This window comes from Pseudomonas sp. F-14 TE3623, from assembly GCF_053629015.1.
In genome coordinates, this window is sequence record NZ_JBRJHM010000001.1 from 5,348,952 (window position 1) to 5,370,017 (window position 21,066).

The 21,066-nt window shown below is 58.6% G+C and carries 21 protein-coding genes; 10 read left to right on the top strand and 11 right to left on the bottom strand.

Features of this window, described 5'->3' with window-relative positions; all coding sequences use genetic code 11:
- Positions 1-290 precede the first annotated feature (290 nt).
- Both AB7M29_RS25025 and AB7M29_RS25030 read right to left on the bottom strand, forming a co-directional pair.
- On the bottom strand, positions 291-533 hold the full coding sequence (locus AB7M29_RS25025) for a hypothetical protein (RefSeq protein WP_454248225.1): 243 nt from the start codon (positions 531-533) through the stop codon (positions 291-293).
- Positions 534-625: 92 nt separating this feature from the next.
- Positions 626-1,339 carry a FadR/GntR family transcriptional regulator gene (locus tag AB7M29_RS25030; RefSeq protein ID WP_217857245.1) on the bottom strand — a complete coding sequence of 238 codons (714 nt, stop codon included), beginning with the start codon at positions 1,337-1,339 and terminating at the stop codon, positions 626-628.
- A gap of 368 nt (positions 1,340-1,707) precedes the next feature.
- Between AB7M29_RS25030 and AB7M29_RS25035 the strand changes: the two genes are divergently transcribed.
- The 3 genes from AB7M29_RS25035 (at position 1,708) to AB7M29_RS25045 (ending at position 5,682) form a co-directional block, all read left to right on the top strand.
- Positions 1,708-3,054, top strand: coding sequence for an MFS transporter (locus tag AB7M29_RS25035; RefSeq protein WP_454248226.1), 1,347 nt, complete (start codon positions 1,708-1,710; stop codon positions 3,052-3,054).
- A 25-nt stretch (positions 3,055-3,079) separates the two neighbouring features.
- Positions 3,080-4,423 carry a glucarate dehydratase gene (gene gudD / locus AB7M29_RS25040; protein WP_217857247.1) on the top strand — a complete coding sequence of 448 codons (1,344 nt, stop codon included), beginning with the start codon at positions 3,080-3,082 and terminating at the stop codon, positions 4,421-4,423.
- A gap of 311 nt (positions 4,424-4,734) precedes the next feature.
- Positions 4,735-5,682 (top strand): IS110 family transposase, encoded by a 948-nt coding sequence (locus AB7M29_RS25045; protein WP_217858081.1) that lies wholly within the window; start codon positions 4,735-4,737, stop codon positions 5,680-5,682.
- 41 nt (positions 5,683-5,723) lie between these two features.
- On the opposite strand, the gene AB7M29_RS25050 is transcribed toward AB7M29_RS25045, so the two are convergent.
- Entirely contained in the window at positions 5,724-6,596 is an 873-nt protein-coding gene (locus AB7M29_RS25050) for a LysR family transcriptional regulator (RefSeq protein WP_454248227.1), read from the bottom strand.
- Positions 6,597-6,755: 159 nt separating this feature from the next.
- Here AB7M29_RS25050 and ampC point away from each other — a divergent pair, with 159 nt between their 5' ends.
- The gene (gene ampC, locus AB7M29_RS25055; protein WP_454248228.1) at positions 6,756-7,910 is read left to right on the top strand and encodes a class C beta-lactamase; all 1,155 of its coding nucleotides are present in this window, start codon (positions 6,756-6,758) and stop codon (positions 7,908-7,910) included.
- An 85-nt stretch (positions 7,911-7,995) separates the two neighbouring features.
- Here ampC and AB7M29_RS25060 read toward each other — a convergent pair whose 3' ends face one another.
- Positions 7,996-8,529 carry a DUF4174 domain-containing protein gene (locus AB7M29_RS25060; RefSeq protein WP_454248229.1) on the bottom strand — a complete coding sequence of 178 codons (534 nt, stop codon included), beginning with the start codon at positions 8,527-8,529 and terminating at the stop codon, positions 7,996-7,998.
- A 180-nt stretch (positions 8,530-8,709) separates the two neighbouring features.
- Between AB7M29_RS25060 and AB7M29_RS25065 the strand changes: the two genes are divergently transcribed.
- Positions 8,710-9,078, top strand: a complete 369-nt coding sequence (locus AB7M29_RS25065; protein ID WP_217857251.1) for a VOC family protein — start codon at positions 8,710-8,712, stop codon at positions 9,076-9,078.
- 18 nt (positions 9,079-9,096) lie between these two features.
- Here AB7M29_RS25065 and AB7M29_RS25070 read toward each other — a convergent pair whose 3' ends face one another.
- The 3 genes from AB7M29_RS25070 to AB7M29_RS25080 all read right to left on the bottom strand — a co-directional run bounded on the left by AB7M29_RS25070 (position 9,097) and on the right by AB7M29_RS25080 (position 12,341).
- On the bottom strand, positions 9,097-10,455 hold the full coding sequence (locus tag AB7M29_RS25070) for an erythromycin esterase family protein (protein WP_217857252.1): 1,359 nt from the start codon (positions 10,453-10,455) through the stop codon (positions 9,097-9,099).
- A 93-nt stretch (positions 10,456-10,548) separates the two neighbouring features.
- Positions 10,549-11,334, bottom strand: coding sequence for a sulfite exporter TauE/SafE family protein (locus AB7M29_RS25075; protein WP_007901717.1), 786 nt, complete (start codon positions 11,332-11,334; stop codon positions 10,549-10,551).
- Positions 11,335-11,591: 257 nt separating this feature from the next.
- Positions 11,592-12,341: a hypothetical protein gene (locus AB7M29_RS25080; protein ID WP_217857253.1), complete on the bottom strand. Its 750-nt coding sequence runs from the start codon at positions 12,339-12,341 to the stop codon at positions 11,592-11,594.
- A gap of 250 nt (positions 12,342-12,591) precedes the next feature.
- Here AB7M29_RS25080 and AB7M29_RS25085 point away from each other — a divergent pair, with 250 nt between their 5' ends.
- The 3 genes from AB7M29_RS25085 (at position 12,592) to AB7M29_RS25095 (ending at position 15,186) form a co-directional block, all read left to right on the top strand.
- Positions 12,592-13,740, top strand: a complete 1,149-nt coding sequence (locus AB7M29_RS25085; protein WP_454248230.1) for an aldose epimerase family protein — start codon at positions 12,592-12,594, stop codon at positions 13,738-13,740.
- Between the two features lie 123 nt (positions 13,741-13,863).
- Positions 13,864-14,685, top strand: a complete 822-nt coding sequence (locus AB7M29_RS25090; RefSeq protein ID WP_217857255.1) for an aldo/keto reductase — start codon at positions 13,864-13,866, stop codon at positions 14,683-14,685.
- 30 nt (positions 14,686-14,715) lie between these two features.
- Positions 14,716-15,186, top strand: coding sequence for a DUF1810 domain-containing protein (locus AB7M29_RS25095; RefSeq protein ID WP_217857256.1), 471 nt, complete (start codon positions 14,716-14,718; stop codon positions 15,184-15,186).
- Here AB7M29_RS25095 and AB7M29_RS25100 read toward each other — a convergent pair.
- Entirely contained in the window at positions 15,151-17,511 is a 2,361-nt protein-coding gene (locus AB7M29_RS25100) for a DNA polymerase II (protein WP_454248758.1), read from the bottom strand. The genes AB7M29_RS25095 and AB7M29_RS25100 overlap by 36 nt on opposite strands.
- Positions 17,512-17,869: 358 nt before the next feature.
- Here AB7M29_RS25100 and AB7M29_RS25105 point away from each other — a divergent pair, with 358 nt between their 5' ends.
- Positions 17,870-18,310, top strand: a complete 441-nt coding sequence (locus AB7M29_RS25105) for a CBS domain-containing protein (protein WP_007901706.1) — start codon at positions 17,870-17,872, stop codon at positions 18,308-18,310.
- Positions 18,311-18,440: 130 nt separating this feature from the next.
- On the opposite strand, the gene AB7M29_RS25110 is transcribed toward AB7M29_RS25105, so the two are convergent.
- Both AB7M29_RS25110 and AB7M29_RS25115 read right to left on the bottom strand, forming a co-directional pair.
- On the bottom strand, positions 18,441-19,064 hold the full coding sequence (locus AB7M29_RS25110) for a glutathione S-transferase N-terminal domain-containing protein (protein WP_217857257.1): 624 nt from the start codon (positions 19,062-19,064) through the stop codon (positions 18,441-18,443).
- A gap of 2 nt (positions 19,065-19,066) precedes the next feature.
- Positions 19,067-19,309, bottom strand: a complete 243-nt coding sequence (locus AB7M29_RS25115) for a hypothetical protein (protein ID WP_454248231.1) — start codon at positions 19,307-19,309, stop codon at positions 19,067-19,069.
- Here AB7M29_RS25115 and AB7M29_RS25120 point away from each other — a divergent pair.
- A complete protein-coding gene (locus AB7M29_RS25120; protein WP_454248232.1) occupies positions 19,308-19,787 on the top strand; it encodes a phage infection protein in 480 nt (159 codons plus the stop codon). The two genes, AB7M29_RS25115 and AB7M29_RS25120, sit on opposite strands and share 2 nt — an antisense overlap.
- A gap of 79 nt (positions 19,788-19,866) precedes the next feature.
- Here the strand turns inward: AB7M29_RS25120 and AB7M29_RS25125 are convergent, their stop codons facing one another.
- Complete coding sequence (locus tag AB7M29_RS25125; RefSeq protein WP_454248233.1) at positions 19,867-20,961, bottom strand: DUF1615 domain-containing protein; 1,095 nt, start codon at positions 20,959-20,961, stop codon at positions 19,867-19,869.
- Positions 20,962-21,066 lie beyond the last annotated feature (105 nt).

The following is a 21,066-nucleotide window of genomic DNA, read 5'->3' on the forward strand; positions in this document are numbered from 1 at the left end:
AGCGTTCCGTGCAAGTATTGGGCTTTAACGGTTTGGGCCGTCTTACCCCGCTGCGCCGCCTCTATCCGCTTCCTGTTCGTCAGGCCAGCATTTTGCCTCGGGCTTCCTTCAGATTCGCAGTCACCCGCGACACCCTTGCCTCTGGCTAACACTTCCCCTTGCCGGGTGTGTAGAGGACTTCCACCTCCAAGTCACCAGCGTGGCCACCACAGCCAAGCTGGTTGCGCTTGCGCGCAACGCGCCATGCCTGGCGCACCCACAAAAAACCCGGCACATCGGCCGGGTTTCGTTTATCGCCTGTCGTCGGACAATGGCGTTTCTTCATCCGGCGCCGGAATGTCGTCATCCAGATCCGGGTCCAGAGCCGGGTCCCTCCAGTCTTCAGGACGATCAATATCCGTATCGGTCGGGTCTCGCGAAGGGTCCATGCCGGGTGGTGCGTCTTGATCCATCGATGGATCGTCCCTATCGGGAATGGGTCTGACAGGGTCGTCATCGGAAGTTCCACCCTGAAGAATTTGCTCGTAAGCCATGACGCACCTCACTGATGAGGTCCAGCGAATCTGGGCCGTACAGGTTGGAAACGAGCCTGCAAACGGGGTGCTATCGAGGAGACAAACGGCGGCTACCGATCAGCCGAAAAGCGGTCGCGGCTGTTAGTCAGGTGCAACCACATTGCCGCCCGCGCCGCATCTGGATCCTGGCGTTTGATGGCGTTGAGAATCGCCTCGTGTTCAAGGTTGGCGAGGTGCCCGAGCTTGCTCAAATCCGCCGACCCGCGCTCTGCGGCATTGACGCGGGTTCGGGGGATCATGGCGCTGCCCAGGTGCTGCATGATCTCGGTGAAGCACACGTTGCCGGTGGCTTCGGCGATCAGCAGATGGAAGCGTTTGTCCGCCTCGACGCAACTGTCGTTGTTGGCCAACAGGCTTTGATAGTCATCCAGCGCTTCACGCATCTGCGCCAACTGCTGGTCTGTGCGACGAACCGCTGCCAGCGCCGCTGCCTGGGTTTCCAGCCCCATGCGCAACTCCAGAATACTGCGCACGCCCAGCGCGGTATCGACATTCAGCCGCAGCCCCTGATCCGGTGCCCGCTCGAGAACAAAGGTGCCGATGCCGTGACGGGTTTCCACCAGCCCCGAAGCCTGCAACTTCGAGATTGCCTCGCGCACCACCGTGCGACTGACGCCATGCTCCTGAACAATCGAGTTCTCCGACGGCAGCTTGTCCCCCGGCACCATCTGGCCGAGCAGGATGCTCTGGGTCAGTTTGCTCACCAGATCATGGGCCAGGTTGTGGGCACGCTTGCGGGCGGGTGCGTCGATGTCTTCTTGCATGGTGATTTATCCGTAGAGCGGGTATCCGGATCGTAGCACTGCGCTCGTTTCTTGGTGACGGGAATCTCAACAAAAAGCCGCTCAACTTGTATGACAACACTCATTCATCATGCTGAAACAGACGATTTAGACCTATAGAACCCAGGCTCCTCGTCGCGATAAAGAGAACATCACCGACTGAACAAACCCCGACAAAACCCAGCAAATGCAGCACAAAAAATCAAAAAAAGAATAAAAACCCGCCCGCCTAACGCCATTTTGTTGAGAGACAGTACTTGTCGGCCCGAAAAATCTAGTTGTATGATGTCTATCAACAACGCAACACCCAGCCACACCCCGCATAAAAATAACGAGTGGGAGAAAAAGCAGTGAATACATCCATATCCGGGATGACCGAGGGCGCCGATTCGGTCCTGAAGTCCGCCATCTCAAAAGTGAAACGCCACGTCCTGCCGCTGTTCGTGATCATGTTCATCGTCAATTACATCGACCGTGTGAACATCGGCTTCGTCCGCGCTCATATGGAACATGACTTAGGGATTGGCGCTGCCGCCTACGGCCTCGGTGCCGGTCTGTTTTTTATTGGTTACGCGCTGTTCGAAGTCCCCTCCAACATCCTCCTGCAAAAAGTCGGCGCACGAATCTGGCTGACCCGCATCATGCTGACCTGGGGCCTGGTGGCCGCCTGCATGGCGTTCATTCAGAACGAAACCCACTTCTACATCCTGCGATTTCTACTAGGCGTGGCCGAAGCCGGTTTCTTCCCTGGGGTGATTTATTACTTCACTCGCTGGCTACCCGGCGTCGAACGCGGCAAGGCGATTGCGATCTTCCTCAGCGGTTCGGCCATCGCGTCGCTGATCTCCGGCCCATTGTCCGGGCTGCTGCTGCAAATCAGCGGTTTGGGCATGCACGGCTGGCAGTGGATGTACTTCATTGAAGGGATGTTCTCGGTCGGTCTGTGCGTGTTCGTCTGGTTCTGGCTGGACTCCAAGCCTCACGACGCCAAATGGCTGACCCGCCCTGAGCAGGACGCACTGGTCAAAGCCATCGATGACGAACAACTGGCCCGCGAAGCCGCGACGCCGATCAAACCGTCGCTGGGCACGCTGCTCAAGGATCGCCAGATCATCCTGTTCTGCCTGATCTACTTCTTCATCCAGTTGACCATCTACGCCGCGACCTTCTGGCTGCCGAGCATCATCAAGAAGATGGGCGACCTGAGCGACATTCAGGTCGGGTTGTTCAACTCGATTCCGTGGTTGCTGTCGATCGTCGGCATGTACGCCTTCGCCACGCTGTCGGCCAAATGGAAACACCAGCAAGCCTGGGTCGCCGGTGCACTGCTGATCGCTGCCGCCGGAATGTTCATGTCCACCACCGGCGGGCCGATCTTCGCCTTCGTCGCCATTTGCTTCGCCGCGCTGGGTTTCAAGTCTGCCTCGTCACTGTTCTGGCCGATTCCCCAGGCGTATCTGGATGCGCGGATTGCTGCAGGCGTGATCGCACTGATCAACTCGGTGGGCAACCTCGGTGGTTTCGTTGCACCGACCACTTTTGGCCTGCTGGAAGAACACACCGGGTCGATTCAGGGCGGGCTGTACGGACTGGCCGCCACCTCGATCATCGCCGCGATCATCGTCTTCGCCGCACGCAATAAACCGAAACCAGCTCCGGCCGTTGCCTTGGGTAAGCCTTCGCCTCGTCACGCCTGAATACCTGCTTTTTAAGGACATAAAAATGAACCCACAAGAAACCGCAAAAGCCCCGATCATCACCAGCATGCAGGTTGTGCCGGTGGCCGGCCACGATGGCATGCTGCTCAATCTGAGTGGCGCCCACGGTCCGTTTTTCACCCGCAACATTGTGATCCTCAAGGACAACGCCGGCCACACCGGCGTCGGCGAAGTGCCGGGGGGCGAGCGTATTCGCCAGACGCTGGAAGATGCGCGCGCACTGGTGGTCGGCAGCCCGATCGGCACTTACCAGAAGATCCTCAATCAAGTGCGCCAGACCTTTGCCGATCGCGATGCCGGCGGTCGCGGCCTGCAGACCTTCGACCTGCGCATCACCATTCACGCGGTCACCGGCCTGGAAGCCGCCCTGCTCGATTTGCTCGGTCAGCACCTGGATGTGCCGGTCGCGGCCCTACTCGGCGAAGGCCAGCAGCGCGACGAAGTGAAGATGCTCGGTTATCTGTTTTATGTCGGTGATCGCAACGAAACCGATCTGGCCTACCGTAGCGAACCGGATGCCGACAACGCCTGGTTCCGTGTGCGTCACGAAAAAGCCATGAGCGCCGACGCCGTGGTACGCCTGGCCGAAGCTGCCCACGCCCGTTATGGCTTCAAGGACTTCAAACTTAAGGGCGGCGTGTTGAGTGGTGACGAGGAAATCGAAGCGGTCACCGCCCTCGCCGAGCGCTTTCCCGACGCGCGCATCACCCTTGATCCGAATGGCGCCTGGTCGCTAAAAGAAGCGATCCGCCTGTGCCGGGATCAGCATCACGTTCTGGCTTACGCCGAAGACCCGTGCGGTGCGGAAAACGGCTATTCGGGCCGCGAAGTCATGGCCGAGTTTCGTCGTGCCACGGGCTTGAAAACCGCGACCAACATGATCGCCACCGACTGGCGGGAAATGGGCCACGCGATTCAGCTGCAATCGGTGGACATTCCTTTGGCGGACCCACACTTCTGGACCATGCAGGGCTCGGTTCGAGTCGCGCAGATGTGCCACGAATGGGGCCTGACCTGGGGCTCGCATTCGAACAACCACTTCGATATTTCCCTCGCCATGTTCACCCACGTCGCGGCCGCCGCCCCGGGTGAAATCACCGCCATCGACACCCACTGGATCTGGCAGGACGGCCAACGCCTGACCAAAGCGCCGCTGCAAATCGTCGATGGCTGTGTGCAGGTACCGAAAAAACCTGGCCTGGGGGTTGAGCTGGACATCGATCAACTGGCCAAGGCCCATGAGCTGTACAAAGGCATGGGGCTGGGCGCGCGGGATGACGCCGTGGCGATGCAGTTTCTGATTCCGGGGTGGAAGTTCGATAACAAGCGGCCGTGTCTGGTGCGGTAGGCTTCTGAAAGCACCTCAATCCCTGTGGGAGCGGGCTTGCTCGCGAAGGCGGTGTGTCAGTCAACATTAATGTTGAATGTGATGCCCCCTTCGCGAGCAAGCCCGCTTGTATGGTAGGACTTGAAGGGAGGAGGAGGGACAAAGCCCGATTCTGACTGTTGACGCAGTACAGATCCGTGGGAGATTTCGCCCCTCCTCCTTTCACCCAAGCGCCGATAAAGAATGCATCTGGCTAGGACCGACGATAGGAACAAGCCTGCGCCTCTGGGTGAGCCCTTCAAGTGCTCAAAACATATCCCGGAGGAAATCCAATGGCAATGCCGGTTTCTGTCACAAAGCCAATCGTAGGCGTGGATGTCGCCAAGAACGAACTGGTGATCTATCACGCCGAACTTGACCTGCTTGAAGAGATTCCCAACAACAAGGCTGCCATCAAGCAGTGGTTGAAAGCCTTGTCAGGGACAGTCGCGGTAGCCATTGAGTCGACCAATATCTATCACCTGGAGTTCGCCGATCTGGCCTATGAGGCTGGCTGCGTGATTTACATGGTGGGTGGCTATGAACTCAGCCATTACCGAAAAGGGGTGAATATCCGCGCCAAAACCGATGCGTTGGATGCCAGACTGCTCGCCCGCTATCTGAAGAACGAAGGTGATGATCTTCATCCTTGGACCCCGCCATCACCGCTGTACCGCCAGCTCTTGAGCCTTTTTCGTCGTCGCGCAGCCTTGGTTCAGGCGCGGGTCGGCCTAGTGCAAAGTTGGGCGAATGAACCGCTGCTGAAATCTGCTTTCGCCGCGCAAGTGAAAGCCATGCAGCAGCTTGAAACGCTGGTCGAAAAGACGATTAATGATCATCTGAAAGAAGCCGGTTTGCTCGGTCAGTTGAAGCGTTGCCTGAAAGTTGAAGGCATTGGATTTCTGACCGGAGCCCGCTTGCTCACGGCGTTTCAGCGGGGCGACTTCAGAAACGCAGATGCCTTTATTGCCTTTCTGGGAATGGATTTGCGGGTGGCGAAGTCAGGGCAAAAAGACGGGCGCCGGAGCTTGACCAAGCGAGGTGACCCGGAAGCTCGCCGGCTTCTGCACAATGCAGCTATGTCGGCCAGCCGTACGCCAGCCTGGAAAGGCTTTTATGAAGAGCAAAGAGCTCGAGGTTTCAGCACCACTCAGGCGCTGGTGATACTGGCTCGCAAGCTTGCTCGGATCGTATTCGCTCTACTGAAAGGACAGAGCGAATATCAACCCAAAGCTGGTTGAGGGCTTCCCTTCAACCATAGAATCTCCCACAGGGTTTTGTATTAAAGCGAAGCTTGCAGCAACCAGTCCTTGAACGCGGTCATCGCCGACGTTTCAGGGCGCGACTGCAAGCGGGTCAGCCAGTAGCTGCCGGTGGTAATCCCGATGGCAAACGGTTGCTCGATTGCGCCCGCCGCCAGTTGCCGGGCAAACATCAGCGGCGGCGCCAATGCAACGCCTGCCCCTTGCAGCGCAGCCTCCATCATCGCCAGCGACGAGTCGAAGACGATGCTCCGAGGCGGTGCGGCATGGGCCGAAAGACCAGTCGCCTGAAACCACTCCGGCCACTCATCCGTTCGATAGGAGCGCAATAACGTTTGCTGCAACAGATCGGCCGGTGTGTGCAATTGTCGCGCAATCTCGGGAACGCAGAGCACCGACAGCGGCGCCTCGATCAACCGTACCGCTTCGATCCCATGCCACGCCCCCGCGCCAAAGCGAATGGCGTAATCCAGGCCTTCAGCGGCCACGTCCACCCGGTTGTTGTTGGTCGACAGGCGCAAATCGAGGAACGGATATTTCGTCTGAAAATCCGTCAGCCGCGGTAACAGCCAACCGACCGCAAACGTCCCCACCGCCCCTACCGTCAACACCTCGCGAAAATGCCCGCCCTCGAATCGCTCCAGGGTCTCGGCGATCCGGTCGAAGGATTCGCGCAACACCGGCAGCAGGGTTTCACCTTCGCTGGTCAGCATCAGGCCTCGGGGCAGGCGTTTGAACAAAGTCACGTTAAGCTGGGCTTCAAGGCTTTTGACCTGATGACTCACTGCCGCCTGCGTGACACACAACTCCACCGCCGCCCGTGTGAAACTCAAATGGCGTGCCGAAGCCTCGAAAGCGCGCAGCGCATTCAACGGCAGATGAGGTCGAATCATGCCCACTCCCAAAATTTTCTAATGGCTCATCCGAAATATCGTCGTTTGTCGGTCTTCGCCAAACTGCATAGATTTGGCTCGCCCAGCGACGGACCAGCTTGAAAACCACTCGGAGTGTAGCGGTTAACACCACAGAAACTCATGGAAAGTAATTCAATCATGCCTAAAAAGAATCAGAGAAAACTCGCGTCTTACAGCGCTTTCGCACTTCTGCTCGGCGTTAGCCACAGCTTTGCTGACGATCGCATCGAAGCCATCGTCAAGACCGCTATTGAACCGGTGATGCAGCAACAGCAGATCCCCGGTGTCGCGGTCGCGATTACCGTCAATGGCCAACCTCATTACTTTAACTACGGCGTGGCTTCGAAAGAAAACGGCAAAGCCGTCACCGAAGACACCCTGTTCGAGATCGGTTCGGTGAGCAAAACCTTCACCGCCACCCTCGCCGCCTACGCGCAGGCGACAGGCAAACTGGCCCTGTCGGACAACGCCAGTCAGGTTCTACCGACATTGCGTGGCAGCGCGTTCGACAGCATCAGCGTGCTGCAACTCGGTACCTACACCGCCGGTGGCCTGCCGCTGCAATTCCCCAGTGAGGCAGACCATCAGGACAAAATGCTTGGCTACTTCAAACAATGGAAACCGACCTACGCCGCTGGCACTCATCGCCAATATTCAAACCCCAGCCTTGGGTTGTTCGGCTATCTGGCGGCGCAAAGCATGGGGGCGCCGTTCGATAAGCTGATGGAAAAAACCTTGCTGCCGAAACTCGGCCTCAGGCACAGCTACCTCAAGGTGCCGCAGGATCAGATGGCGCTTTACGCCCAGGGTTACAACAAGGACGACAAGCCTGTGCGGGTCGGACCGGGCGCACTGGATTCCGAAGCGTATGGCGTGAAAACCAGCGCCTCGGACCTGCTTCGCTATGTTGAAGCGAATATGAATCCGGCGTCGCTGGAAAAGCCCCTGCAGCAAGCCATCGCCATCACTCACACCGGTTACTACACCGTCGGCGAGATGACTCAAGGGTTGGGATGGGAGCTCTACAATTACCCGGTAACGCTCGATACATTGCTGGCGGGCAACTCGTCGCAAATGGCGCTTGAGGCTCATGAAGTCCGGTGGCTGAACCCACCGCAAACGCAGCGCGACACCGTGCTGATCAACAAAACCGGCTCAACCGGCGGCTTTGGCGCCTATGTCGCCTTTATCCCGGCGAAGGACATCGGCATCGTGATCCTGGCCAACAAAAACTACCCGAACCCGGAACGAATCAAAATTGCCCATGAGATTCTGAGCGCTCTAGCCGAGTAATCCCGACACCCCATGAGACTGGGCAACCCTGTGGCGAGGGGGCTTGCCCCCTCGCCACAGGGATTTTCACCACAATGGAGGAAATTCAATCATCCGGCTGCTCAGGCGGTTTGGCGGGCTTCGCCGGTTTGCCCTTTGCACCTTTGGCCGGTGCAACTTCAGCCACCGGCGCTGGCACCGGTACCGTTGCTTCTTTCTCGGCCGCCGGCAACTGGTCGACGGTGCTGAAAATCTCTTTCAGCTCGACCACATCCTTTTCAAGCTTCTTTTCGCCGTCCTTGCCGACCAGGATGATTTTGCTCTTCGCCCCGGCGCCCAGCTTGAGCGAGCGGATCAACGCCATTGTCGTTTGCGGGTCGAGGTCTTTGCCGTCGCGTTGGCCCATCGTGTTGATCACGGTGTACAGCACCATGTTTCGCTCGGTGAAGCCCTTGCGGCTGGCGGGTTCATCCAGGGATTTTTTCAGGCTGACCCAGGTGGGATCGACCGAACTGGGCGCGATGACAATCAAGGGACGGGCCCTGCCCACGTCTTTAACCAGAGGGGAATCGTCATCGGCGGCGAACAGGGGGCCGACGAAAGCCAGCAGAGTAGCCAGGGTCAAAGACCTGATGAGCATGCGCATCTCCTTTTGATATCCACGCCCTAATGATTGCGCATCGCGGCGAACGTTCCGGGTGACGCACTGCAATTGTGTTTCGCCTTGCCCCAAGCTTAGGTCAGGGCGGTCATTGCGCAACAGCCTGAGCTAATCTCATAGCACCACTCGCACGACCTGATTCGCCGTGAGGATTTTTCCATGAGCGCTCAGCTGAACCACACCATCGTCTGGTGCCGTGACAAACAGGTGTCGGCCCGCTACCTGACCGACCTCCTCGGCCTGCCCGATGCCGAGCCGTTCGGGCCGATGCTGGTGGTCAAATTCGATAACGGAGTGTCGCTGGATTTCTACAATAACGACCCGCCCATCGCCTCCCAACATTATGCGTTCCTGATTGGCGACGCAGACTTCGATGCGGCCTTCGCTCGCCTGCAAGCGCACAAGCAACCCTGGTGGGCAGATCCTGGCAAGCAACGGCCGAACAAGATCAACGATTACGGCGGTGGCCGGCGGGTGTATTTCGATGACCCGGACGGGCATCTGCTGGAGATTTTTACCCGGGAATAGATGCCCGTTATTTGCATGTTATATACCGAACGGAAAGGTGTCTTCCTCGTGCTCCATGAACTCAGGCGCCGGCAATGGCGAGACCGCATGGGTTTTTTCGATCCAGACAAAAGCGTCGAACTGCTCCGCCAGTACTGCCTGAAAGTAATGGCTCTGGCGCTCGGTCCTGGGGCGATAGATAACGCCGATGGCGCGCTCGAGCAATGGCTCGGCCAATACGTCCAGCAACTCGTCGTTTGGTGACGTCCGCCAGTCAAGCAGCGCTGCGGGAACGCCGGCCTGGAGAAACAGTTGTTCCCAGCTGTCGGCCAATGCCGGGTTCACCTGTTTGACCTGCATCGGCTCATCCCAATCATCGGCGGCAGCGACGGTGCCGTGGTCGGTGCCCATGCCGATCAGCACCGCTTGTGAGCCGTAGGCCGTGCGGCACAACTGACCGATGTTGAACTGCCCCTCCCAACCCATTTGCGTGGCGGCGGCGTTGCCGATGTGTGAGTTATGCGCCCACACCACCGCTTTGGCGCCTGCCCCGCGATGCTCCATCAGGGTTTGCAAAGTCTCGAACATGTGCAGGTCACGCAAGTTCCACGAGGCGGTCGAGCCGCGGTACATGGCGCGGTAATACTGCTCGGCAGCCCGCACGACGCGGGCGTTTTGGGTGGCACTGAAAAACGCCTCGTCATCGGCGACCATCGGATCAAGCCGTTCGCCCAACAGCACATTCAATTGCTCGACCACTGCGTCCTCGCACGTGGCCATGTTGCCCCGCTCGGCGAAATGACCGTACAGCGCCGGGTCGTCGTTCCACGGCGTCAGGCAGCTGTAGCGATGGCGGGCCTCTTTCGCCAACTGTGGGTCGGTCTTATCGAGATAGCCCAATACTTCGTCGATGGAGTGACGCATGCTGTAAACATCCAGCCCCCGAAACTCCACACGCTGCTCGGGCGTCAGCCCACGATTATGGTGGTGCAGCCAGCGGGTAAAGGTCTGCACGGACGTATTGCGCCACATCCAGGTGGGGAATCGGGCGAAGGCCTGTTTTTTCCAGGCGGAGCGGCCCAGATCGCGGACGCATCGATCAATCTGGCCGGCATCGGGCCAGTCGGCTTCGACCGCGACGATGCCGAAGCCGTGCTGCTCGATCAGGCGGCGGGTGATCGCCGCTCGGGTCTGGTAGAAGTCCTGGGTGCCGTGGCTGGCTTCGCCGATCAGTACCACGCTGGCATCGCCAAAGCGGTCGAACAGTTCGCCGAATTCAGGTGAGTCGAGTGCAGGCAACGGCTCGGCATGACGGCGCAGCACTTCGGCCGCGTTGCCGGGTGGCTCGCCGCGGGGGCGACGGAACCGTCGCAGAAGATCGTTTACGGGGCTGTTCATGGCCGTCATGACCTCATCTGAGCGTGGTCATAGTTTTGACTACGTCAGCGAGAGCATGATTCCGCTAAATTCAGTGATCTATACGGTGCCGGATCAGAACGCCAGTTTGTAGCCGATCAGCACCAGCATCGTGGCCAGACACGGACGCAACAGTTCGTCGGAGATCCGCCCGGTCAAGTGGCTGCCCAGGTAAATCCCCGGCAGCGAACCGACCAGCAAGTAGCCCAAAATATGCCAATCCATGTTGCCCATGCTCGCATGGCCCAGGCCGGCGACCAGGGTCAGGGGCACCGCGTGAGCGATTTCGGTGCCGACCAGGCGGCGGGTAGGCAGCATCGGGTACAGAATGAACAGCGCTACTGTGCCCAGAGCGCCAGCGCCGATAGAGGTCAGGGCCACCATGGCGCCCAGGATCAGACCGGTGATGACGGTCAGTGCATTCAAGCGGGGACCGCTAGGGTTGTAGTGGCCGCCCGCCCGTTTGTGGGCGAAATCCAGCAAGCGTTTCTTGAAGAAAATCGCCAGCGCCGTGGCGAACAATACGAAGCCCAAGGCTTGTTTGATGACGGCATTCATCGCGTCGGGCGAGGTCTGCAAACTGCTCAGGAACCACAGCGTCAGCGCCACTGCCGGCACACTGCCGAGGGTCAGCCAACCGGTGATCGCCCAATCGATGTTCTTGTTCTTGCGATGAACCAGCACGCCACTGGATTTGGTAATGGCCGCGTACAGCAAGTCCGTGCCCACCGCCGTCGCCGGGTTGACGCCGAACCACAACAGAATGGGGGTCATCAACGAACCGCCCCCGACGCCGGTCATGCCGACAATAAAGCCGACCACCAGACCTGCAACGACCAACCCGAAATTACCGAATTCCATTAATACGCCCAGAAAATCGCAGGAGAATAACCGGCCCGCAGCATAGCGATTTTTCTTATAACCAGTTATATCGATGCGGTCTATCGTTATGCCAACTCATTGGGCCGGAACACGATCTTCTTTCTTTCAAATCCCCTGTGGGAGCTGGCTTGCCTGCGATGCAGACGACTCGGTTTAACGTCCAACCGAGTTGATGCAATCGCAGGCAAGCCAGCTCCCACAAAAGCTCTCCCACAGGGATTGGGTTTGGCACTCGCTTATTGCACCGGCAGGAAATTCAGAAACAGCAAACTCTGGGCGTAGTTGAGGCCGATCCGTCGGTAGCGTTCGTCGAGCATCTGGGTCAGCAGGTCCAGCCGTGCGACGATTTTGCCGAACTCCACGGCAAAGCTCAGGTTGCTGCCCTCCTCCGAGATTTCGTTGGAAAACAGCAACGGCTCGCCTTGCTTGTTTTGCCGCTGGCTCAAGATCCAGGTGGCTTTCTCGATGTTTCGCGCGGCATTGCTGACGAAGGTCGGGTTGATCGCATCCGTCATGTAGAACTCCAGCCGATTGCCGTGGGCGGTGACCAGCATGCTGCCGATGGCATAGATGAAGGCACCGACCCGGTCGCCGAGGAATTCCGGGCTCATGGCGTAGCTCAGCGCGGCCAGGTCTTTTTTGCCGCCGAGGGTGGGCAGTGGTTGTTGCTGTTCGATGGCCATGCGCACTTGTTTTTCTGCGGTGCCGACATCGAGGAAGCCGGATTTTTTCAGCTCCTCCGGGTTGCGCAGGTAGAGCTTGTTCATCAGCAGGTAAAGGCTTTGGAGGTTGTCACGCATCGCCAGGGTCGCCATGCGGTCGACGCTGGTCTGGAGAAATTCCTGGGGTTTGCCGTTGCGAAACTGGCTAACGAGGTCGTTGCCCGGCTGATGGCTGCAGCCACTGGCGAAGAGCATCGACAGGCCAATCAGCAGCCAGCAATAACGGCGAATGTGCGGGGTAAAGCGGGGTAAAACTCGAGCCATGGGTTCTTGAACTTGGGCATGGGCCGGCGGTGGGGATCGCCGCGGGCTGGCCAAGGATAGAACCGCGAAAGCCGAAAAAGTGCAGTGCCGGTGGTCCGTAAACGCGGGTCACCGTGAAAGCGGATCTGTATTAGTCATACTTTATTATTGCAACACTGCATAGTTAAGCTATAAATCCTTCCTTGATCGCGTTAAAACTCGATTATTAGTATGACTACTTCTCACAAAACAACAAAAAGGAAGGTCAACCATGCTTCAATCTCGATACCTGCTCTCCGGCCTCGGACTGTCCCTGATGATCGCCACCCTCCCCGCTCACGCCGCCGGCTTGTCCAGTGAACGCAAGGCTTTCGGCAAAACCAATGACGGCACGCCCGTCGAGCAATACATCTTGCGCAACAGCCATGGCCTGCAAGCCACGGTCATTACCTACGGCGGGATTCTGCAGTCGCTGAAAGTGCCGGACAAAAACGGCAAGCTCGACGATGTGGTGCTGGGCTTCGATGATGTGCAGGGTTATCAAAGTGGCACCGCGTACTTTGGGGCGACCATTGGCCGTTTCGGCAATCGCTTGGCCAACGGTGCCTTCGAGCTGGACGGCAAGCGCTATCAGGTGCCACTCAACGACGGCAGTAATTCACTGCACGGCGGGGCCCAGGGTTTTGATAAACGAGTGTGGAAGGCCGAACCGAGCAAAGGCAAGGATTCGGTGGGCGTGACCCTGACGTATCTGTCGGCGGGCGGTGAAATGGGTTTCCCGGGCAACCTTAAAACCGAAGTCACCTACAGCCTCACCGAGAGCAATGAGCTGCGCATCGAGTACAAAGCCAGCACCGACAAACCCACGGTGCTGAACCTGACCAACCACAGCTATTTCAACCTCGCCGGCGCGGGCAATGGCGACGTACTGAAGCAACTTGCCACCTTGCACGCCGCCCGCTACACGCCGGTCACCGGCAAACTGATCCCCACCGGTGAACTGGCCCCGGTCGCCGGCACGCCCATGGATTTCACTCAACCGACCGCCATCGGTCAACACATCAAGGCTGATCATCCTCAATTGAAATTCGCCGAACCGAAACAAGGCGGTTTCGATTTCAACTGGGTGCTGGACGCCAAGGGTGATCTGGGCAAACTCGCCGCCGATGTCAGCGATCCGCAATCCGGGCGCCGGTTGCAGCTCTACACTACTGAACCGGGTGTGCAGTTCTATACCAGCAACTTCCTCGATGGCACGGTCAAGGGCAAGGCTGGCAAGATTTATCCGCATTGGGGGGCGTTCACTCTGGAAACGCAACATTATCCGGATTCGCCGAACCAGCCGAATTTCCCGTCCACACGGCTGGATCCGGGCAAGCGCTATAGCCAGACTACGGTGTATAAGTTTTCTACCCTGTAGATCAATAGATCGCAGCCTTCGGCAGCTCCCGCCGCAGGCTGCGATCTTTCGAGAAATCCACGGAACCACCGGACTATTTTGCTGCCAACTGAAGTATCGATCGGACTTCAGGAAGGAGGATTCATGCGTACTCTTGAGCTGGCCGGCAGCCAAGTGCCGGTCATCGGCCAAGGAACCTGGCGCATGGGAGAGGAACGCTCCCGACACACAAAGGAAGTTGCAGCGCTGCGTTTGGGCATCGAGTTGGGCATGACCCTGATCGACACCGCTGAAATGTATGCTGAAGGAGGCGCTGAAGAGGTGGTGGGTGAAGCCATCGCCGGCGTGCGTGACCAGGTTTTTCTGGTCAGCAAAGTCTACCCCTACAACGCCAGCCGCAAAGGCATCCCCCAGGCCTGTGAGCGTAGCCTGCGGCGTTTGAATACCGATTACATCGACCTCTACCTGTTGCACTGGCGCGGCGACTATCCCCTTGCGGAAACCGTCGAAGCCTTCGAACGCCTGCGCGAAGATGGCAAGATCGGCCGTTGGGGCGTGTCCAATTTCGATCTGGATGACCTGGAAGAATTGGCTTCACCAGCCTGCGCCACCAACCAGGTGCTATATAACCTTGAAGAGCGCGGCATCGAATTCGATTTGCTTCCCTGGAGCCAACACCAAAGGATGCCGGTGATGGCCTATTGTCCGATCGGCCAGGGCGGTCAGATGCTGGCCAATTCGACGCTCAAGCAGATTGCCGCCCGTCACGAGGCGACACCTGCGCAGGTAGCGCTGGCATGGATTCTGCGTCAGAACGGCGTGATCGCCATCCCCAAGGCGGTCCGTCCCGAACATGTGCAGCTCAATGCGCAAGCGGCGCAATTGCGGCTTGAGGTCGGGGATCTGGAGGCGCTGGACCAAGCTTTTCGCGCGCCACAACGCAAGCAACGGTTGGCCATGGTCTGAGCCATCGCGGTTCTGTCAGAGGGCATCGGCATGAGAAGTACCGATCAGCTCGACTCGTTCAATTTGCCACGCTTCGTCCAGGCGCAGGACCCTGTGTTCGAGTGGGTGCAGGAGGAGCTGCGGGCCGGCCAGAAGCGCCGGCACTGGATGTGGTTTATCTTTCCGCAGTTTTCCGGGTTGGGCGACAGCGAGATGTCCCGTTACTTCGCCATTCGCTCCAGTGAAGAAGCCAAGGCGTACCTGGAACATCCGTTACTGGGTCCGCGCTTGCGTACCTGCACGCAATTGGTCCTGGACGTTCCTCATCGGTCGATCACCAAGATTTTCGGTCATCCCGACAACCTCAAGTTTCACTCATCGATGACGCTGTTCGCCCAGGTTTCGCCAAAAGGCAGCTTGTTCCATCAGGCGCTGGATCAGTATTTTCACGGCATACCGGATGACTGGACGTTGTCGCTGCTGGACTCAAAACAGGCCCAGTTGCCCCCCAATCAGCGTTGAGAAATCATCATCCACGAACGGCAGGATCGCATCCGCCACCGGTTGCAGCTGCCGGGTGACGTAATGGTCGTAGTCGATGGGCGCGCTGCGGATTTCCAGCGGCTCGGGGCCGGCGACGGTGATTACATAACTGATCCAGCCGCCATTCTGGTATTGCCGTGGACGTCCCTGCTGGTCATTGTAGTCATCGGCGATTCGCGCAGCCCGCACATGCGGTGGCACGTTGCGCTGATAATCATCGAGGGTACGGCGCAGGCGTTTGCGATAGATCAGGCGCTCGTCGAACTCACCGGCCAATGTCTTGCGCACATAGTCACGAACATAGTCCTGATAGGGTTTGCGATTGAAGATGCGCAGGTACAGCTCCTGCTGGAATTGCCGGGCCAACGGCGACCAGTCCGTGCGCACGGTTTCCAGACCTTTGTAGACCATTTCATCAGTGCCATCGGCGCGGGTGACCAATCCGGCATAGCGCTTTTTGCTGCCCTCCTCGGCGCCGCGAATGGTCGGCATCAGAAAGCGCTTGTAGTGGGTTTCAAACTGCAATTCCAGGGCACTTTCCAGCCCGTATTCCTGTTTCACATGCTCGCGCCACCACTGGTTGACGTGATCCACCAGCGCATGGCCGATCCGCGCGGCTTCTGCCTGACCGTGGGCGCGGCGCAGCCAGACGAAGGTCGAGTCGGTGTCGCCATAGATCACCGCATGCCCCTGCGCTTCGATCAATTGGCGGGTGCGCAGCATGATCTCGTGACCGCGCAACGTGATGGACGAGGCCAGCCGTGTATCGAAGAAGCGGCAACCGCTGGAACCGAGGACGCCATAGAAGGCATTCATGATGATTTTCAGGGCTTGGGACAACGGTGCGTTATGTTCGCGCTTGGCGCTTTCACGACCTTCGGCGACCCGGGCGACGATGGCCGGCAGGCAATGCCGGGTTCTTGAGAAACGTGCACCGCGAAAGCCCGGCACCGACTCGCTGTCGTCGGGATGCTTGAGCCCTTCGATCAAGCCCACCGGGTCGATCAGGAAGGTGCGGATGATCGACGGATAGAGGCTTTTGTAGTCGAGCACCAGCACCGATTCATACAGCCCTGGTTGCGAGTCCATGACAAAACCGCCGGGGCTGGCCTCCGGTGGTTTGCCGCCGAGGTTCGGCGCGACGAAGCCCTGCCGGTGCATCAACGGCATATACAGGTGAGTGAAAGCCGCCACCGAGCCACCGCTGCGGTCCGCCGGCAAACCGGTGACGCTGGCGCGCTCGAGCAGGAAGGTCAGCAATTCGGTCTTGGCGAAGATCCGTGTCACCAGTTCACAGTCCTTGAGGTTGTACTTCGCCAGGGCCGGCTTGTCCTCGGCGAACATGCGATTGATTTCGTCCATCCGCTGGTAGGGGTTGTCGATCGACTTGCCTTCGCCCAACAGGGTTTGTGCAACGTTTTCGAGGCTGAACGAGGGGAAGCTCCAGGTCGCCGAGCGCAGCGACTCGATGCCGTCGATGATCAATCTGCCGGCGGCCGAGGCGAAATAATGATTGCGACTGCCGTGCTCGCGCCACTGCATTTCTTCACCGCCACGCCCCAGCTTCAGTGGCACCGCCAGGCGGCGAGCATGTTCGTGCAGTAGGCGCAGATCGAACTGCACGACATTCCAGCCGATGATGGCGTCGGGGTCGTGCCGAGCGAACCATTCATTGAGTTTTTTCAGCAGCAGGGTTCGCGAATCGCAGTATTCGAGCTGGAAATCTACCCCACTGTCATCGCCGTTGGGTGGCCCGAGCATGTACACCTGCCGCTCGCCGCAGCCTTCCAGGGCGATGGAATACAACTCGCCCTGAGCGGTGGTTTCGATGTCCAGCGAGACCAGTCTGAGCTTCGGTCGGTAGCCGGGGTCGGGTTTCATTTGCGCGTCGAGCAGCAGGCCTTCGGCGCTGGGTGTGCCGCCGAACAAAACGGGCGCGGTGATGAAACGCTCCATCATGTAGCGTTCCGGCGGGCGGATGTCGGCTTCGAATACATCAACGCTTGATTTGCGCAGCGCGGTTTCCAGGCGCATCAACTGACCGTGCTGCTGGCAATACAGGCCGAGCACCGGGCGATGTTCGAAGTCCAGCAGTGCCAAGGGCTTCAGCTCGAGGTTTTTCTCGGCGCGCAGCAGCGCTTCGGCTTGCTCGCGCTGGACCGCCGGAATGAACGCTACCGACGGCTGATGCGGCAGGCGGATGCGCCGGGGGCCGGCATCGGTCGCCAGCCAGAACTCGACTTCCGTGCCGGCCGGGGTATCGCGCCAATGCCGGGTCAGGACGAAGCCCTGCTGTAAATCCACCACTGCAACCTCAACGATCTGATTCAAGGGGTAATTCTACGCGTGATCGACGGTGTGGTGAGGGGGCTTGCCCTAATGCCGGTAAGTTAAGACGCAGAACCTGTGGGAGCGTGGCTTGCCCGCGAAGAACGATGACGCGTAGTACCTGAAAAACCGCGGTGCATTCTTCGCGGGCAAGCCACGCTCCCACAGGAATTTCGTTGCTCAAATTTCTTAACTTACCGGCATTAAGGGCGGTCTTTTACAAAGAAAAATCGCTGAATGACGCTTTTTGCTCGGTATCTGCCGCTTTCTTCCTTGCTCTGTGAGCGCGTCTCTACGATTCTTCAAGAACAACGACAACACCCGAGAAACCGCCATGAAAACCGTCGCCCAACTGCTCAAGTTAAAGGCCCAACAGAATCAGGAAGTCCACACCATTGCGCCTCATCAAATGGTGCTGGAAGCGCTGATGGTGATGGCCGCAAAAAACGTCGGCGCGTTACCGGTGCTGAAAGAGGGAAAGGTCGTCGGCATCATCAGCGAGCGTGACTATGCGCGCAAACTGGTGCTCAAGGGGCGCTCCTCTGTCGGCACACCGGTCAGTGACATCATGGTGGCGCCGGTCATCACCGTGGACACCCATCAAACCGTCGAAACCTGCATGGGCATCATGTCCGAAAAACGCCTGCGGCACTTGCCGGTGGTGGAAAACGGCGAGTTGATAGGCTTGCTGTCCATCGGCGACCTGGTCAAGGAAGCCATTGCCGAACAGGCTGAACTGATTCGGCAGCTGGAACAGTACATTCGCGGCGAGTGACCCAACCCACCGCAAATCCCCTTGTGGGAGCGGGCTTGCTCGCGAAAGCGATATGTCAGTCGATACTTATGGTGACTGATACACCGCTTTCGCGAGCAAGCCCGCTCCCACATTTTGATTGGCGGTGTTCTTAAGACGGCCAATGCCGCGCGAAAACCGGTGCCAACGCAGGGTGCCGGTCGAAGCGTTCAAGCCAGGCAGAGAACCCCGGCCGCGCGGTGCGCAAGTGCTCTCGGGTGCCCGCCCACCGTGTCACCACCGCCGCCAGAATATCCAGCGCGCCCGGCGCTCCCTCGCCCAGGTACAACTTGCCGGCGAACTGATCGGCAAACACCTCCCAACTCCAGTGCAGGCGCTGGCGGGCACCGACCATGAGGTTTTCCCTGGATGATTCGTCCGCCTCGGCCAGCCAGCGCTCGGGGTAATCGATGATGCCTATGGCGGCATAGCAATTGCTGACGATGTACACCAGGCCCCGAATAACCTGATCACGCTTGAGCGGGTTTTCCGGCAGCAGGTTCGACTCCGGGAACGTGAGGCCCAGATGAATCAGGATGGCCGCACTCTCGGTCAGAACACCGCCATCGGGCAGTTGCAGGGTGGGAATCTGCTTGAGCGGGTTGAGCTTCTCCAATGCCTGAACCGCCTCCGGGGACGATGAAACATCGATGAAGCGATAAGGAACCTCGCACAGTTCCAACGCGGCTTCGATGGCGGCCGCACCTGAGTTCTGATGCCCGTAGAGCTGGTACATGACTAAATCTCCTCTGCGACTCTCTCTTTGTAGCAGCTGCCGAAGATTGCGCTCGGCCAAAGCGGTGGGCCAGTCAATTCATCCGTCAAATGTAGTACCGCTTTCGCGAGCAGGCCCACAGGGCCGTCGTTGTAATCATCATCAGCGTCGATGTTCACCATCATGTCAATGAAGTTCTCATAAAAAATCCTCGGCGTAACATCCGCTCCATACCCAACCAATAACACACCGGAGCACACCATCATGAAACGCCAAATCCTCCTCAGCATCGCTTTCTCGGTTTTTGCAGTTAACGCTTTCGCTGCTTCCTCTGCTCACCCGGTCGTCGCCGAAGGCGGTTCGGATCGTTTGATTGAAAGCCGTTTGGCTGAAGGTGGCTCGGATCGTTTGATTGAAAGCCGTTTGGCTGAAGGTGGTTCGGATCGTCTGATCGAGAACCGCGTTGCTGAAGGTGGTTCGGATCGTCTGATCGAGAACCGCGTTGCTGAAGGTGGTTCGGACCGTCTGATCCAGAATCGTGTGGCCGAAGGTGGCTCGGACCGTCTGATCCAGAATCGCGTGGCTGAAGGTGGCTCCGATCGTCTGATCCAGAACCGCGTTGCCGAAGGTGGTTCGGACCGTCTGATCCAGAATCGTGTGGCTGAAGGTGGTTCGGACCGTCTGATCCAGAATCGCGTGGCTGAAGGTGGTTCCGATCGCCTGATCCAGAATCGCGTTGCCTGAATGAAGGGTTTTACCGCAGGACTCAATAAAAAACCCGGCCTCATCAGCCGGGTTTTTTTATAGTCATTTTTTGGTTTGGTTACATCCCCGCGCGCTTCATGCAGCGTTGATAACGCTCATCGACCCGCTTGGCGAACCACGCCGTGGTGAGTTTGCGGGTGATTTTCGGGCTTTGCAGCAAGATCCCCGGCAACACCGCCCGGGGTAATGGCCGGCCTTCGGCTTGTTCGGCCAAAGCGAAGACTCGTCGGTAGAGCTTGGTGTCCTCGAATTCGAGCCCTTTCCCCTCCTCCAATTGATCCCGAATGGTCAGGTTGCGCATGTCCAGTTGCTTGCCGAGGGTGCGCACCGCCAATTCCGTGGTGCCCGGCATGATCGAACCGTAGCGCACCAGATCGCCATCCAGCGCCAGCGGAATACCCGTCGCACGACTTACCGCGTTCTGAAACGCCGCATTGCGGCTGGCGTACCAACCGGCGTTGAAATCGGCGAAACGATACAGCGGCTGTTTGTAGCTCACCGGGTAACCGAGCAAATGGACAATACCGAAATACATACCGCCGCGACGCGTGAACACTTCGCGGCGAATCGAGCCGTCCACCGGGTAGGGATAATCCCGCGCCTGCTGTTCTGCAAAATCGATGCTGACCTGCATCGGCCCGCCGGTGTGCACCGGGTTGAAACCATCGAACAGCGTCCGCCCCATGGGCACCATGCCAATGAAATCATCGAAAATCGCGCTGAGTTCTCTTTCGCTGCGCGCAGCATTCAGCCGGTCGCTGTAACTTTTGCCATTGGGTGAACTTACCTGCAAGGCACCGCTCACCAGAAGGCCTGGAATGTGGGCCTTGGCGGCGCGGCGGTCGATCTCGTCCCGGGCGATCTTGCCCAGGCCCGGCACCCGCGGATCAGCCTGAAACGTCGATTCCTGCTCAGTGACCGCGAGTACCGAACACAGGTTTTGCGTGGTCGGTGGAATCTTTTGTGCGGCAAATGCCGCGTAGATGTCTGTGGCCCAGCCTTGGCGGTCGGCTGTCTTGGCCGGGAGCAGACGCATGATCTCTGCCTTGACCTCGGCAGGCTTGCGGACCGGCGGTTCCTGCGTGCGTTGGCTACCGCAACCGGCCAGGACCAACAGTGCCGCGATGCTCATGATCAATCGATTGACTTGCATGGTGCTCCATCAAAATCCGTTGAGCCGGGTTAACCATACGATCAATGGCATGGCGCAGGCTATGACTGTGACAGTCGCGGACTGTTCCCCTGCGCTGTATCGCCA

Bases quoted from the DNA above. Each gene is read 5' to 3' on its own strand.
- AB7M29_RS25030 (WP_217857245.1), bottom strand. From the start codon at position 1,339: ATGCAAGAAGACATCGACGCACCCGCCCGCAAGCGTGCCCACAACCTG.
- AB7M29_RS25060 (WP_454248229.1), bottom strand. From the start codon at position 8,529: ATGCTCATCAGGTCTTTGACCCTGGCTACTCTGCTGGCTTTCGTCGGC.
- AB7M29_RS25090 (WP_217857255.1), top strand. From the start codon at position 13,864: ATGCGTACTCTTGAGCTGGCCGGCAGCCAAGTGCCGGTCATCGGCCAA.
- AB7M29_RS25080 (WP_217857253.1), bottom strand. From the start codon at position 12,341: ATGGCTCGAGTTTTACCCCGCTTTACCCCGCACATTCGCCGTTATTGC.
- AB7M29_RS25115 (WP_454248231.1), bottom strand. From the start codon at position 19,309: ATGATGGTGTGCTCCGGTGTGTTATTGGTTGGGTATGGAGCGGATGTT.
- ampC (WP_454248228.1), top strand. From the start codon at position 6,756: ATGCCTAAAAAGAATCAGAGAAAACTCGCGTCTTACAGCGCTTTCGCA.
- AB7M29_RS25050 (WP_454248227.1), bottom strand. From the start codon at position 6,596: ATGATTCGACCTCATCTGCCGTTGAATGCGCTGCGCGCTTTCGAGGCT.
- AB7M29_RS25045 (WP_217858081.1), top strand. From the start codon at position 4,735: ATGGCAATGCCGGTTTCTGTCACAAAGCCAATCGTAGGCGTGGATGTC.
- AB7M29_RS25070 (WP_217857252.1), bottom strand. From the start codon at position 10,455: ATGAACAGCCCCGTAAACGATCTTCTGCGACGGTTCCGTCGCCCCCGC.
- AB7M29_RS25105 (WP_007901706.1), top strand. From the start codon at position 17,870: ATGAAAACCGTCGCCCAACTGCTCAAGTTAAAGGCCCAACAGAATCAG.
- AB7M29_RS25075 (WP_007901717.1), bottom strand. From the start codon at position 11,334: ATGGAATTCGGTAATTTCGGGTTGGTCGTTGCAGGTCTGGTGGTCGGC.
- AB7M29_RS25095 (WP_217857256.1), top strand. From the start codon at position 14,716: ATGAGAAGTACCGATCAGCTCGACTCGTTCAATTTGCCACGCTTCGTC.
- AB7M29_RS25085 (WP_454248230.1), top strand. From the start codon at position 12,592: ATGCTTCAATCTCGATACCTGCTCTCCGGCCTCGGACTGTCCCTGATG.
- AB7M29_RS25065 (WP_217857251.1), top strand. From the start codon at position 8,710: ATGAGCGCTCAGCTGAACCACACCATCGTCTGGTGCCGTGACAAACAG.
- AB7M29_RS25025 (WP_454248225.1), bottom strand. From the start codon at position 533: ATGGCTTACGAGCAAATTCTTCAGGGTGGAACTTCCGATGACGACCCT.
- AB7M29_RS25120 (WP_454248232.1), top strand. From the start codon at position 19,308: ATGAAACGCCAAATCCTCCTCAGCATCGCTTTCTCGGTTTTTGCAGTT.
- AB7M29_RS25110 (WP_217857257.1), bottom strand. From the start codon at position 19,064: ATGTACCAGCTCTACGGGCATCAGAACTCAGGTGCGGCCGCCATCGAA.
- AB7M29_RS25125 (WP_454248233.1), bottom strand. From the start codon at position 20,961: ATGCAAGTCAATCGATTGATCATGAGCATCGCGGCACTGTTGGTCCTG.
- gudD (WP_217857247.1), top strand. From the start codon at position 3,080: ATGAACCCACAAGAAACCGCAAAAGCCCCGATCATCACCAGCATGCAG.